Source organism: Acinetobacter sp. YH12100, assembly GCF_013419135.1.
In the GTDB taxonomy this organism is placed as follows: Bacteria; Pseudomonadota; Gammaproteobacteria; order Pseudomonadales; family Moraxellaceae; genus Acinetobacter; species Acinetobacter pseudolwoffii.
In genome coordinates, this window is record NZ_VPAQ01000009.1 from 41,391 (window position 1) to 55,475 (window position 14,085).

At 35.2% G+C, this 14,085-nt stretch carries 13 protein-coding genes; 8 read left to right on the forward strand and 5 right to left on the reverse strand.

What is annotated here, in order from left to right:
* Positions 1-32: 32 nt before the first annotated feature.
* From FTU40_RS07790 to FTU40_RS07810, 5 genes are all read right to left on the reverse strand, one after another.
* The gene (locus FTU40_RS07790; protein ID WP_180040387.1) at positions 33-737 is read right to left on the reverse strand and encodes an FKBP-type peptidyl-prolyl cis-trans isomerase; all 705 of its coding nucleotides are present in this window, start codon (positions 735-737) and stop codon (positions 33-35) included.
* A gap of 233 nt (positions 738-970) precedes the next feature.
* Positions 971-2,410, reverse strand: coding sequence for a capsule assembly Wzi family protein (locus FTU40_RS07795; protein WP_180040389.1), 1,440 nt, complete (start codon positions 2,408-2,410; stop codon positions 971-973).
* A 146-nt stretch (positions 2,411-2,556) separates the two neighbouring features.
* The gene (locus tag FTU40_RS07800; protein WP_180040391.1) at positions 2,557-4,755 is read right to left on the reverse strand and encodes a polysaccharide biosynthesis tyrosine autokinase; all 2,199 of its coding nucleotides are present in this window, start codon (positions 4,753-4,755) and stop codon (positions 2,557-2,559) included.
* Positions 4,756-4,775: 20 nt separating this feature from the next.
* The gene (locus tag FTU40_RS07805) at positions 4,776-5,204 is read right to left on the reverse strand and encodes a low molecular weight protein-tyrosine-phosphatase (RefSeq protein ID WP_180040393.1); all 429 of its coding nucleotides are present in this window, start codon (positions 5,202-5,204) and stop codon (positions 4,776-4,778) included.
* Positions 5,205-5,207: 3 nt separating this feature from the next.
* On the reverse strand, positions 5,208-6,302 hold the full coding sequence (locus FTU40_RS07810; RefSeq protein WP_180040395.1) for a polysaccharide biosynthesis/export family protein: 1,095 nt from the start codon (positions 6,300-6,302) through the stop codon (positions 5,208-5,210).
* 260 nt (positions 6,303-6,562) lie between these two features.
* On the opposite strand from FTU40_RS07810, the gene rfbB reads away from it, so the two are divergent.
* Genes rfbB through FTU40_RS07850 form a run of 8 tightly spaced genes read left to right on the forward strand, consistent with a single transcriptional unit; the run spans position 6,563 to position 14,083 of the window.
* The gene (gene rfbB / locus FTU40_RS07815) at positions 6,563-7,627 is read left to right on the forward strand and encodes a dTDP-glucose 4,6-dehydratase (RefSeq protein ID WP_180040397.1); all 1,065 of its coding nucleotides are present in this window, start codon (positions 6,563-6,565) and stop codon (positions 7,625-7,627) included.
* The gene (gene rfbD / locus FTU40_RS07820) at positions 7,627-8,520 is read left to right on the forward strand and encodes a dTDP-4-dehydrorhamnose reductase (RefSeq protein WP_180040399.1); all 894 of its coding nucleotides are present in this window, start codon (positions 7,627-7,629) and stop codon (positions 8,518-8,520) included. Before rfbB ends, rfbD begins: the two co-directional genes overlap by 1 nt.
* The gene (rfbA, locus tag FTU40_RS07825; protein ID WP_180040401.1) at positions 8,517-9,401 is read left to right on the forward strand and encodes a glucose-1-phosphate thymidylyltransferase RfbA; all 885 of its coding nucleotides are present in this window, start codon (positions 8,517-8,519) and stop codon (positions 9,399-9,401) included. The genes rfbD and rfbA overlap by 4 nt, the downstream gene beginning before the upstream one ends.
* Complete coding sequence (gene rfbC / locus FTU40_RS07830; protein WP_180040403.1) at positions 9,398-9,970, forward strand: dTDP-4-dehydrorhamnose 3,5-epimerase; 573 nt, start codon at positions 9,398-9,400, stop codon at positions 9,968-9,970. Before rfbA ends, rfbC begins: the two co-directional genes overlap by 4 nt.
* Entirely contained in the window at positions 9,967-11,208 is a 1,242-nt protein-coding gene (locus FTU40_RS07835; RefSeq protein WP_180040405.1) for a flippase, read from the forward strand. The genes rfbC and FTU40_RS07835 overlap by 4 nt, the downstream gene beginning before the upstream one ends.
* Before the next feature lie 10 nt (positions 11,209-11,218).
* Positions 11,219-12,391: an O-antigen polymerase gene (locus FTU40_RS07840; protein WP_180040407.1), complete on the forward strand. Its 1,173-nt coding sequence runs from the start codon at positions 11,219-11,221 to the stop codon at positions 12,389-12,391.
* Between the two features lie 7 nt (positions 12,392-12,398).
* Positions 12,399-13,298, forward strand: a complete 900-nt coding sequence (locus FTU40_RS07845) for a glycosyltransferase family 2 protein (RefSeq protein ID WP_180040409.1) — start codon at positions 12,399-12,401, stop codon at positions 13,296-13,298.
* Positions 13,295-14,083, forward strand: coding sequence for a glycosyltransferase family 2 protein (locus FTU40_RS07850; RefSeq protein WP_180040411.1), 789 nt, complete (start codon positions 13,295-13,297; stop codon positions 14,081-14,083). The genes FTU40_RS07845 and FTU40_RS07850 overlap by 4 nt, the downstream gene beginning before the upstream one ends.
* The last annotated feature ends 2 nt before the right edge of the window (positions 14,084-14,085 follow it).

Consider the following 14,085-nt stretch of genomic DNA (forward strand, 5'->3'; position numbering starts at 1 on the left):
AAGGAGAGCGCATTGCTCTCCTTATTTATAGATTATTTGACTTCAATGAGTTCCACATCAAAAATCAAAGTACTGTGTGGAGGAATCGTCCCTGGCACGCCTTGTTCACCATAACCAAGTTGAGATGGGATATACAGGGTCGCTTTACCGCCTTCTTTCATCAGTTGCAGACCTTCAGTCCAGCCTGGAATCACTTGATTGAGTGGAAACTCAATCGGCTCGCCACGTTCAACCGAACTGTCAAATACAGTACCATCCACCAGTTTGCCGGTGTAATGGACTTTCACGATTGAAGAAGCAGCTGGCTGTTTGCCCGTGCCTTCTTTAGTCACTAGGTATTGCAAACCGGAAGCTGTGGTTTTTACACCCGCTTTTTTGGCATTTTCGGTCAGGAAAGTATCACTTGATGCCTGAGCCTGTTTGGCACTATCCACTTGCTTCTGCTGCATTTCTTTTTGGAACTGCTCATAAGCTGCTTGTAATTCTTCTTCAGTATAAGCAGGAGCAGTACGGGCATGGCCTTCGCGAACGCCTGTCACAAAGCTGTTAATATCCAGCTCAGGTGGAGTTTGATGAGCGACTTCATAACCGAGTGCATAGCTAATTTTAGAAACAGCAGAGGCATCTTTAGATGCTTTAGTCGTTTGAGCAGCTGGGTTTTGAGTTGCATAGTAAACAGGTACTAGCGCGGCACCGCCTAGAAGAACAGCGACAGCAATCGGTAAGGCCTTGCTCATGTATTATTCCAATCTAATGTTATCGTTGAGGTTCATTCCATCTTAGCAGAAAATTTTGAGAAATCTTGCAGAATGGGTGGTTTTTTAGCAAGCAAATATCGCAGTTTGGTAGAGCTTTAAAAAAATTAAAAAACCAGCAATGGCTGGTTTTTTAATTTTTCAGAATTTAATCATTATTAGAGAATGTCTAGGAACAATGCTTGCTCCAACCGACATTCTATTTTACAAAGAACTTAGTAGGAAAATAAGCCTTTTTCTAAAGGAAATTCAATTCCAATCGATGCACCACCATCATTACCACGTAGGTCTGAATCACTGATCCAGCCATTTAATTTCAGGGGAATATCGGGGCGTAAATAATGGGTCCAGCTCACATCAACAGCTTTTAATTCATCTTGGATTGGAAAAGCTAAATTAGTAGTTCGGTTGGATTCATTCAACTTGGCAAACAGCACTCGAGCATTAACGCGGTTCAGGCGATCGAAACGAATATCACCACCCACAGAAACCATTTGACCATCACCACCCATTGCATGTGCTAATGGGTAACCATGTTGATAAAAACCACCAATATAATTGGTGTGATTATAAGAAATACCTTGGGCCTTGCCATTGGTGCGGGTGTCTGCCCATTCGGTATATAGCTGGAAAGGCATATTATTATAGCTAGAAGAATAATCGACCCCAGCCAAATACATTTTTTTGGCTGGTAAGCCACCGGCTTCATCTTCACCAATATATTGTGCATACATCCCCATTGGGACTTGCAGTAATGGTTGTAGATTTAAGCGTGCATCAAAACCGGCGATTTGATTGGATGGGTCAGGCTCACCTGTGCCACCATTGTCTTTATTACCGACAAAAGCATCCCAAAGTGAACTCAGGCTTTCAGGTCGTCCTTCACCTCCCCATTGAATAGCACGTGATGCACCCAGCTCCAAATAGGGTAAAGGTTGTGCAGTGACACGTAAGCCAATTAATTTAGCATCAGGTACAGCATCATAGTCATCCAGTTGTCCGGCAAAGGCTTGATATTGCCAAGGCCCAATCCAGGAGAGCCATTTATTTGCAAAAGCATGCTGTTCGGCACGCTGCATGGTCACACCATACACAGGACGACTGGCATCACCCCGAATTAAGCTGCCATCATGACCGGGTCCCCAGTAGGTCGGAATTTGTCCAGCAATCAGCCATTGATTCCATAACTTACCTGCGAGGTAAGACCCTTCAATATTCACATCTTGATCATTATCAATCTGGGGATCTTTTTCTGCATTGATACGAAGTCTGGCATCCCAATTCTGATTGCCTGTATTCAACTCTACACTCGCCTGGTATTGCGCTTTTTGCTGATCGCCAAAGGCTTGAGGAATATTTTTTTGATCTGTCTCTGCAAATAGTGATGCTTTAAGTAACTGGTTGTTGGTATTCAAATGAGCCATGACTGAATCAATGACTCTTTGCTGATTATTATTGCTGACTTGGGCCTGAGAAAGGGCGCGTTGGATTTCATCACCACTCATTGGCCAGGTCGAAGTGCTAACTTGAATCACACCTTGCTGATTTAACCAGTTTAAATCGGTGCGCAGGTTTTGGTCATTTAAAACGATGCCTTGAGCAAAGGTTAGTGAGGAGCTTAATGCCAAGCTGGCCAGCAGTGTTTTGGGTAACATTTTTGTATATTCTCAGGAGTTTTAAACTGTAACCAAGATAGGGTTTTTAGTTGATTTTTTCAACAATGAACATTTGGAATAAATGTGATAGTTCTCTCTATCACACCCTGCTTCGAGCAGGGTGTGATATCAAAGTTTACAATGAATTAGTCATTGTCTTTATTTGCGGTATAAGCATAGGCATAATTATAACCATAGCTACCTGCTGCCCCTTGTTGTACATCATTTAGAATCACACCATTGACTTTCACATTGGCCTGTTCAAAGCGATTCACAGTGATTTCCAGCTCTTTAATTTGTGTTTTGGCATGACGGGCAACCAATAAATTCACACCCGCATATTGCGAAATAATAATGCCATCGGTCACCGCAAGCACAGGTGGCGTATCAATCAGTACATGATCGAAATGAGCAGAGGCTTGATTCAAGAAAGTTTTGAATTGATCTGTACTTAATAGTTCAGACGGGTTAACCGGACTCTTACCACGTGTCACAAAAAACAGGTTATCTACAGTTGAATTTTGTACCACCTCTTCATAGTTATTTTGGTGATTCAATAATTCTGCTAAACCTGGTTGCACTTCGGCATTAAAGTACTTATGTAAATAGCCACGACGTAGATCACCATCAATGACCAGAACCCGTTTTCCTCCTTGCGCTAAAATAGTAGCAAGGTTAGTGGTAATGAATGATTTTCCAACTTCAGGTGCAGGGCCAGAAATTGCAATCACATTATTGGTCGCATTCATTAAGGCAAAATGAATTGCTGTTCGCATGCTACGGAGGCTTTCAATCGCGATATCACTGCTATCTTTAACCGCAAGAATAGGAATATTCTTTTTCTTCTTTAATAGGTTAATACGACTTTCTTGAATAACAGAGCGCGGTACAGTGGCATAGACTGGCAGATCAAGCTCATTTTCAATTTGCGCTGCGTCTTTAATGCCTGAACGTATCATATTTCGTAATAGTGCAATCAATACTCCAATAAAACCACCGACAAAAATTGATAAAATTATTGTAATTAATGACTTGGGTTTAATTGGATTAACGGGTTCAACAGCTTGGTCAATAACTCTGACATTACCAATTTCACCAGCCTCTGCAATTTTCAATTGCTGATAGCTATTTAAGAGTGCGGTATACAGTTCAGTATTTACTTTTACATCTCGATATAGCTGTAAATATAATCGTTGTGTTTCTGGTAAACGCTTAATAGACTGTGTCATTTCTGATGTTTTCTGACTAATTTCAGCAAGTTGAGCATTAATGGCTGACATTAGAGGGTGATCAGGGGTATATTTTGAAGAAAGTTCCGCTTGCTGTTGTTGTAATTGGATTTTCATCTTTTCCAGTTCAACATTTTGCTTTAACATTAACTCGGCTTCTTGAGTCACATCGATAGTATTGTATTGCTCACGGAAACGGTTGAACTTGATTTCTGATTCCTCAAGTTGCTGTTTAAGTTCCGGCAGCTGTTTGTCTAGAAAATTTAAAGTTTGTTTAGATTCTAAAGACTTGCGTTGAATATTTTGTATTTGATAGACGGATAAAATATTATTCAGAACTTGAGTAATATGTTCCTTATCATTGCCATTATAATTTAGACCAATAACACCGGAGTTTTTCCCTCTCTCTGCTACACCATAGTCATTTTTTAAGAACTGCATTGCTGTAGGTAGCGCAAGTTTAGTAATAGTAAATGTTTCTTTAAACGGAGATTTGCTAAATATTGCCACCTCCCAAAGGCCCTTAGAATCTATGGCTTGATTGCTCGAATTCAATTGACCTTTAAATATCACTTCATCTTTATAAGAGAAAGTAAACTGGTTGTTATCCGTGAATTTTAACTCTAATTTTTTATCTAGATAGTAATTTGGAATTTTTAATGTTTTGATTAAGAAGGCTTGATTTTCTTTTTGGAAAACCACCATATCCTTTTTATAAAGAACTTCAGCTTTGTCGTTTTTAATCAGACGATTAAATAAAGTATTACTATTATCTTTAATTTGGATATCAAGGTGCAAATTTTGAATCGTTTGTCCCAAAATCATGCGTGAGTTTAATATTTCAATCTCAGCATCTGCGGGAGATTTCCCCCCCATTCCCCCTGGAATAGCATCACTCAACCCACCCAAGAGGGCAGCAGCTCCAGCGCCTTTATTATCCTCTACCAGAACCATTGCATCAGCAGAATAAATTGAGGGAGTAACACGTAAATAAAGTAATGCGAAGGTTAAGCTCAGTATGATACAAAGCGCGATCACTTTCCATTGTGCAATTAACGAAAAAAATAATTCTTTTAAGTCAATGGTATCGTCATTAGTACTTGAATTTTGATTCATGGATAAACTACTAGATAAAATTAAATATGTGATTGCCAATCCGAAACATAAGATTCGATGTTATTACATGTTTCTTCAAAAAATGCTTGATCGAGCTTATAAGGATCAGGAACATTCTGATCTTGCCAATGTCCTAAACGAAATACTTTACCTTTAGCAAATGGCCAAGTCTTTTCTATATGTTTTTGTTGATTTGAACTCATTACTAAAATTAAATCTGCAGTTTTGATTAAGTTGGCATCAATTTGTTTTGCGACATGTGAGCTCATATCAATTGATTTTCTTGCCATACTTGCAATGGCCTTATCATCAGCACTATGGCCTACCATGGCAGAAAGACCAGCAGACTCAATATGTAAGTTAGGATGACTTTTCTTGAGAAAAAACTCACCCATTGGACTACGACAAATATTTCCCACACAGACGACTAAAATATTCCGAATTTGCATATTTTATTTACCCAGTTGGTCAAAGCTATAGAGTGCACTAGAGAACGGAATAATCTGGTTAACAATACGTTGCCAGCGCGTTAATCCAGTCGCATCAATATAAACGATGTCATTTTTTTTCATTTCGAATTGATTGGCTAAGCCCAAATTACCAAAACTGCTTAAATTCAAGTGATACACAGTGGACTGCTTGGTGGCTAAATCGGTGCGCATTACATAGATTTTAGCCGCACTTGCGGAGTAAGGATTAATTCCTTCACTTTCACCCAAAACATCACTTAAGGTCATACCTTGTTCACGTAAAGCCAGGGCTTGGCTTTTACTTGACTCACCCATAACATAAAGTTTTTGATTCTGTTTGGTATTCACAAAAATAGTATCATTCGGCTGAATCAGTAAATGATGTAAAGATAGGCCTTGTTTCTCTAGTTGTAGTACATCGAGGTCAAAAGTTTGACCCTCCCGGATCAATTGAATATTGGTATTGTCACCTGTTTCAGTATTAATACCACCTGCTTGTCCGAGTGCTGTATAGATGCTAATGGGCTGATCATTTAGCGTATATTGGCCACTACGCATGACTTGTCCATTGACAAAATAGCGACGACCTTCATAAGACAATACTCGAACCACCACATCAGGGTGTTTCAAATAGCGTGCAAATTGACTGCGTAAAAAACGATTGGTTTCAGCCAGTGTTTTCCCGGCTACCCGTACCTGTCCCACTAAAGGTAATTGTATGTTGCCACTAGAGTCTATGGGATAACCTGCAGCTTTTACATTTGAAATATCCTGAATAGGGGGGGTGATTTCCGGGTAGGCCCAAAGTTGAATTGAGAGAACATCACCTGAACTCAATTTATAGACTTGTTGATGCCTGTTAAATAAGTGAAAAATAGTATTGGAATTCTGAGAGTTATTGAGTTCGATACGAGGAATATTGTCTTGCGTAATTTGTATGACTGAAAGCTCTGCGCCCTGATCGGTTCTGTAATTACCTTGAGGAGGCAAATCATAGGTTTGCAAACCGGAAGTAAGCGTACAACCAGAGAATAATATTGAAATAGTGAATAAAATGGATGTGCGTTGATACTTCACATTCAAGCCCTTAATTTTAATACATCGTTATTAAGAAAGGATTGTAGTGCAAAATCTAATTATTGAATATCTTCAAAACATTTTTAATTTACATTTTTAATTTAGTTATTTGATTTTTATATTTATTTTTTTATTTTTTTGATGATTGGTTAAAATTTAATACTGTATTAATATCTTTTTTTTAATTTATGTCTACAATAGCTGCAAAATTTTATACTCCTGTTGGTAAAATTCTTAAAAATAAATTTAAGGTCATATAAATGAAAATTCTTGTTACTGGTGGCGCCGGTTTTATTGGTTCAGCAGTCATCCGTCATATTATTCAAAACACTAATAATCAAGTTTTTAATATTGATAAATTGACTTATGCAGGAAATTTAGAATCGTTAAGAGAAATTGATCAGCATCCGAGCTATCAGTTCAAACAAATTGATATTTGTGATACAGAACAAATTACAGCTGCAATAGATGCTTTTCAACCGAATGCAATTATGCACTTGGCTGCAGAGTCACATGTAGACCGCTCAATTGATGGCCCGGCAGCATTTATTCAAACCAATATTGTGGGAACTTATACTTTACTCGAAGCTGCTCGAAAGTACTGGATGAGTCTTGATGTTGAGGCACAACAGAACTTTCGCTTTCATCATATTTCTACAGATGAAGTATATGGTGATTTAGAGGGTACGACAGATTTGTTCACAGAAACAACTTCATACGCGCCAAGCTCTCCATATTCTGCCTCTAAAGCCAGTTCGGATCATTTGGTACGTGCTTGGCACAGAACCTATGGTCTACCTGTTATAGTAACCAATTGCTCAAATAATTATGGGCCTTACCATTTTCCAGAAAAATTAATTCCATTGGTGATTCTAAATGCACTGGATGCTAAACCTTTACCAGTATATGGGAATGGTCAGCAAATTCGGGATTGGTTATTTGTAGAAGATCATGCACGTGCTTTATATAAAGTGGTCACTGAGGGTGTAGTAGGTGAGACCTATAATATTGGTGGTCATAATGAAAAGCAGAATATTGAAGTGGTCAAAACTATTTGTAAGATTTTGGATGAGTTAAAACCACAAGCCAACGGTCAGGCGTATGAGTCATTAATTACATTTGTTAAAGACCGCCCTGGGCATGACTTGCGTTATGCGATTGATGCCACAAAAATTCAAAATGAATTAGGTTGGACGCCTGCAGAAACTTTTGAAACTGGAATCCGTAAAACGGTAGAGTGGTATTTAAATAATCAGGAGTGGGTTGCGCATATTCAAAGTGGGGAATACCAATCTTGGTTAGAAAAACAATACAAGGCTAAGTAATGAAAATTTTATTACTTGGAAAAAATGGTCAGGTTGGCTGGGAGCTCCAGCGCTCCCTTGCACCATTAGGTGAGGTAGTTTCGCTTGATCGAAATGGTTTAAATCAATGGTGTGGTGATTTAAGTAAGCCAGATCAAATTTATCAAACTATTGTAGATATAGCGCCAAATGTGGTTGTGAATGCAAGTGCTTATACTGCTGTAGACTTGGCTGAAACAGAACAAGAGATAGCTAATCTCATTAATCATGTGGCTGTAGGGAAAATAGCTGAGGCTTGTGCTCAAATAAAGGCACTGTTGGTGCATTATTCAACAGATTATGTTTTTGATGGTGAAGGTACATCTAAATTTAATGAGACATATGCACTGAAACCTTTGAGTGTATATGGTCAAACTAAGGCATTAGGGGAGCAGGCTATTCAAAATGCTCAGTGCAATTACTTGATATTTCGAACATCATGGGTTTTTGCACAAAAAGGTACAAACTTTTTAAAAACAATGCTTGCTCTATCTCAGCAGCGTGAAGAATTATCTATTATTGATGATCAAATTGGTGCTCCAACGTCAGCTGAGCTAATTGCAGATGTAAGTGCTCATGCGATTGTGCAGACATTACGAGATCAAACTAAAATTGGTATTTACCATTTGGTTGCTAGTGGGGAAACATCGTGGTTTGAGTATGCAAACTATATATTTGAGCAAGCAAAAAACTTAGGTGTGAATTTAGCCATTCAACAAGTTAATCCGATTCCAACAGCAGCATATCCGACACCAGCTAAACGTCCACATAATTCACGTTTAAATAATCAAAAAATTCAACATGCTTTTCAAATCTATTTGCCAGATTGGAAAGTATATGTACAAAGAACAGTAATTGAGGTATTTCATAAATGAGCATAAAGCGTAAAGGTATTATATTGGCAGGTGGTTCAGGCACACGCTTACATCCTATTACTAAAGGTGTATCTAAGCAGCTTTTACCAATTTATGATAAACCCATGATTTACTATCCATTATCTGTATTGATGTTGGCAAATATTCGTGAGATTTTAATTATTTCGACGCCTGAAGACTTACCAAACTTTGAAAAGTTGCTTGGCGATGGTTCGCAGTTTGGTATTGAGTTAAGTTATAAAGAACAGCCTTCACCAGATGGACTTGCGCAAGCGTTTATTCTTGGCGAAGAATTTATAGGAAATGATCACGTTTGCTTAATCTTGGGCGACAATATTTATTATGGTCAAAATTTTAGTAAGCAATTAAAGGCAGCCAATAACCTTGAAAAAGGTGCAACAGTTTTTGGTTACCATGTCACTGATCCAGAGCGTTTTGGTGTAGTAGAGTTTGATCTAACTGGTAAGGTACTGAGTATTGAAGAAAAGCCAACTCAACCGAAATCTCCTTATGCAGTCACTGGATTGTATTTCTATGATAATCGCGTCATTGAGTTTGCTAAACAGGTAAAACCATCTGCACGCGGTGAGTTAGAAATTACGGATATTAACAATGCTTATTTGAAAGATGATTCACTCAATGTTGAATTACTTGGGCGTGGTTTTGCGTGGCTAGATACGGGAACCCATGAATCTCTTCTAGAAGCAGGTCAATTTGTGTATACCATTGAAAAACGACAATCTTTAAAGGTAGCCTGTTTAGAAGAAATTGGTTTTCAGCAAGGTTGGATTTCAAAAGAAGAACTTAAGGAAAGTGCAGAAGCACTTAGAAAAACAGATTATGGTCAATACTTATTAAAATTATTGGATGAAGTAAAATGAGAGTGGAAAAAACAAAACTCGACGGTTTATTAATACTTCATCCACAAGTTTTTGGGGATGAGCGTGGTTGGTTTATGGAAAGTTTTAATCAGCAACACTTTGAATCTGTCTTAGCAGGGTTGAATTTACCAATTCCAACATTTGTACAGGATAATCACTCTTTATCTCAAAAAGGTGTTTTGCGTGGGCTACATTTTCAGCGTGAACCTTATGCACAAGGTAAGTTAGTGCGTGTAGTACAGGGTAATGTTTGGGATGTGGCTGTTGATATTCGTCCTGAATCTGAAACTTATGGGGAATGGGTTGGTGTAGAGTTGAGTGCAGAAAATAAAACTATGTTTTGGATTCCTGAAGGGTTTGCACATGGTTTTCTAGCACTTGAAGACAATACTCAATTTCTTTATAAAACTACCAATTATTATAATAAAGAAAGCGAAGGAGCAATTATTTGGAATGACCCGACGCTTTCAATCGAGTGGCCTTTAAATCAGGTAGACGAAGTAATAGTGAGTGAGAAGGATTTAAAAGCAACAAAATTTTTAAATATTAGTGCTTGCAACATAAAATGAAGATAGTAAAAAATAGTTTTTATAATATAGCAGGTTATATAATACCAGGCATACTTTCAATTCCTATCTTAGGGTATATGGCTCGTGAACTTGGGATTGAAGAGTTTGGGCTATTTACTATTATTCTATCTTTAGTGGGTTATGCGAGTATTTTTGATGTTGGTATTACTCGCTCAGTCATTAGAGAGATAGCGATCTTTAAAAATAATGAAGAGGAAGTCTTAAAAATTATTTCAACATCAGCATTGTTAGTGTTAATTCTTGGATGTGCAGCTGGTGTGTTAATTATAGTATTTAGTAGCATTATATCAGAGCTACTGAAAGTAAGCTCTTATGCGGTTGAAAATTTTCAGTACTCTTTAATGCTATTATCTTTATCAATTCCTTTATTTTTACTAACTCAAATTTGGTGTTCTTTGTTAGAGGGAAGAGAAGAGTTTTTAGAACTTAATATTTTTAAGACTATTTCTAGTACCCTAGTCGTTCTATTACCAGCTATAGGTTTGATGCTGGAATCAAGTTTATTATCTGCTGTTATAGGGTTGTTAATATCAAGAGTAATATCTATAATTTTAGTTTTATGGTTTTGTAAAGAATATATAGTTAAACTAAAATTTCATAAAGATACTTTTAAAAGATTAATAAATTTCGGTGGTTGGATTGCGATAAGTAATATTATTAGTCCAATTATGTCTTATTTTGATAGGTTTATCTTGGCTAATAAACTAGGAAGTAATGTGGTAGGTTTTTATACAGGACCTTCAGAAGCTATTTCAAGAATTGGAATTTTCCCGAGTGCAATTGCACGGACTATTTTTCCTATGTTGTCTGATAAAGAGGCAGACAATAAGCAAATCAAGAAAACATCATATCTATTGGTTTTTTTATCTATAATGCCATTTGGCATTATTACAGCATATTTTGCTGAAAATATTTTGGATCTTTGGTTGGGTAGCCAGTTTGCATTAAAATCAACTCTGATTTTTCAAGTTTTAGTTTTAGGATTGATTTTTAATTCAATTGCTCAAGTACCTTTTGCTAGTATTCAAGCACAGGGTGGCTCTAAAATTACAGCAATGCTCCATCTATTCGAAGTGGTACCATACGTACTTTTATTATTATATCTAATTCAATATTATGGATTGCTTGGTGCAGCTTGGGCATGGACAATTCGTATGTTTATAGATATGGGATTGTTAATTTTTATTGATCAAAAAAATATCTTAAAAGAAGGTTGAGTAAGTTAATATGGAATATATCTACTTAGGTTTTTTTATAACTTTCTTTTTCTTGTTTTTTATATTGACTAGCGGAAAAGTCGATTATTTTTCTCCTTTATCTTTGCATGTTGTATCTTGGTTTTTTATTTTTTTTGTTGGGTTATTTGTAGGGAATCAATTTTATCCTTTGACTAATGATATATTTTATAGTTTTATTATTTGGTTTTTTACACTAACTTTTTCATTCCTATTAATGTATTTTTATCAAGGAAAACTAAAGAGAAAAGATTATAAGTATGAGTTAAAATATCAAAAAATTTATATTGTTCTCTCTATATTTGCATGTGTGATACTAGCAGGTGAAGTTTTTTATGTAGGCATGGGGGGGCCATATCATTTCTTTTTAAATCTAAGGCTTTCTTTGACTTTAGAAGAGTATGAAGGTGTAAAATATACATTCGGACCATATTTTTATTTATTAATGACCCCACTTTTTGCTATTTCTTTAATGTGTCATAATACAAGTTCATTAAAAAAAGTTACTACTTTATGGCAAATTATATTCATTATTAGTAGTGCAGGAAAATTAGCAATTTTAACAATGTTAATGATATTTTTGGTTACTAAGTATGCGGGAACTAGAAAAAAAATAAGTGTTATCTTGTTAAGTATAATAATGACTATATTTTTGACATTTTCATTTTTTATGCATGCCATAAGGCAATCAGATGTAAATAATTCTTTAAGTATGATTGATATGGTTGGAGGATATGCTTTTCCTCAATTGATTGCAATTGGAGAGTTACAGGTTGGGGATGGTGTATGGGGAGAGTACACTTTTAGATTCTTTTATGCTGTTGCATATAAGTTAGGTTTAAGTAACCATATGCCAGTCGAAACGATATTAGAATATGCATACATCCCAACACCTACGAATGTATATACAGTGATTCAACCATTCTTTCAAGATTTTGGTAATTTTGGTGTTTTTTTTGGTGCATTATTTTATAGTTTTTTTTATTCCATACTTTATTTTCAGGTGGTAAGTAAAAGAGGTGTTTACTTAGTTATATATTCATTATTATCTTTAAGTTTAGTATTCTCTTTTTTTTCCGAAACTTTAATAATTAATTTGTCTTTAAATTTATATCTAATTTTATTTTCAATAATAGTGTGGAGAAGTAGTGTTGTTAAACATTGATATCATTATGGCTACTTATAATGGCGATAAGTATATTGAAAATCAGATATTGTCATTAATGCAACAAACCTATAAGAATTGGACCTTATATATTCATGATGATGGCTCAACTGATCAAACATTAGAGATCATTGAAAAATATATAGCGATTGATAATCGTATAAAATTAATTGATGATCAGGTTAAAGGCCTTAAAGCAGGAAAAAATTTTTTACATACTTTAAAGAGTTCATCGGCTGATTATGCAATCTTTTGTGACCAAGATGATATTTGGTTAGAAAGCAAGCTTGAAAAGCTTTATAAAGCTATATTAGAAATAGATTCTGTTGATCAGCCAGTACTAGTTTATTGTGATGGTTACTCTTGGAGTGAGAATGGAAATATAAATCAAGAGAGTATTTCTACTGCACATGCAAAAGACTTAGAGGATTTTATTTTTTTTAATAGTGGATATCAAGGATGTTCTATTATGATGAATAGAAAACTGGTTGAAATGATTAATTCATATAATGGTTATGTATATCATCATGATGATCTTGTATCTTTAATGGCACACACTTTCGGGCGAGTTAAATTTATACCAGAGCAACTGATGCTATATCGTCAGCATTCACAAGCAGTTACTGGAAATAAAGATTTTAAAAAAAATAAATTTGGAAGACTGTTTAATAATGTAGGTTTTGTAATATCTAAAGAGCACTATAAAGCTAAACTTGATTTTTATAATTATTATAAAGAATATATGAGTGAGTATAACAGGAATGTGTTTAAAATATATTTCTCTTATTCTCATAAGAAATATAGGATAATGAGATTTTTTTATATTTTATTCAGTCCTTTAACATTTGGAGGGGATAAGATGAAACTGTTAGTAAAAACTATATTGCAGAGATTGTTTAATAAATGATTAGTATAATTACCCCTACATTTAATAGAGCATCTACTTTAGTACGTCTTTTTGATTCACTTTTAAAACAAAGTTGTAAAGATTTTGAGTGGATTATAGTAGATGATGGAAGTGTTGATGAAACGATAAAAGTTGTTAATGATTTTATAAGGGAGAAAAAACTAAATATTAAATATATTTTTCAGGAAAACCAAGGTAAACCATCTGCTTTAAATAATGGTTTAGAAAATGCTACACGTGAATATGTTTTTCCTGTAGATAGTGATGATATTTTAACTGAGGATAGTATTACTACTATTGTTAGTAGGATAAAATTTCATGAGTATAAGGGATCTGATTTTTCTGGATTATGTTTTCGTAAAGGTGATTTAAAAGGTGTTGCTTTAGGTAAGGCTATTCAAGCTGAGAATTTAGAATTTATATTTTGTAGTGCTACAGACATTAAAAATATTTTTCAAGTTGATATGGCATATTGTTTTAAAAAAGAGTATATGCTTATTAATAAGTTTCCTAATTTTAATAATGAAAAATTTGTTCCAGAGTTGTTTATTTGGAATAAAATCACTGATATATATCCTGTATATGTTTATTTAAATAAGATTGTTTATTTATGTGAGTATTTACCTGATGGTTTGTCTGCTAATTTTAAAAGCCAGCTAAAATGTAACCCAAATGGTTTTTTAGTTTATTATAAGGATCAGATTTTTCGTGAAGTAAGTTTTAAAAATAAACTAAAAATGATTATTCGTGCTTTACAATGTTATTTTTATAGAATTATGAGGTAATT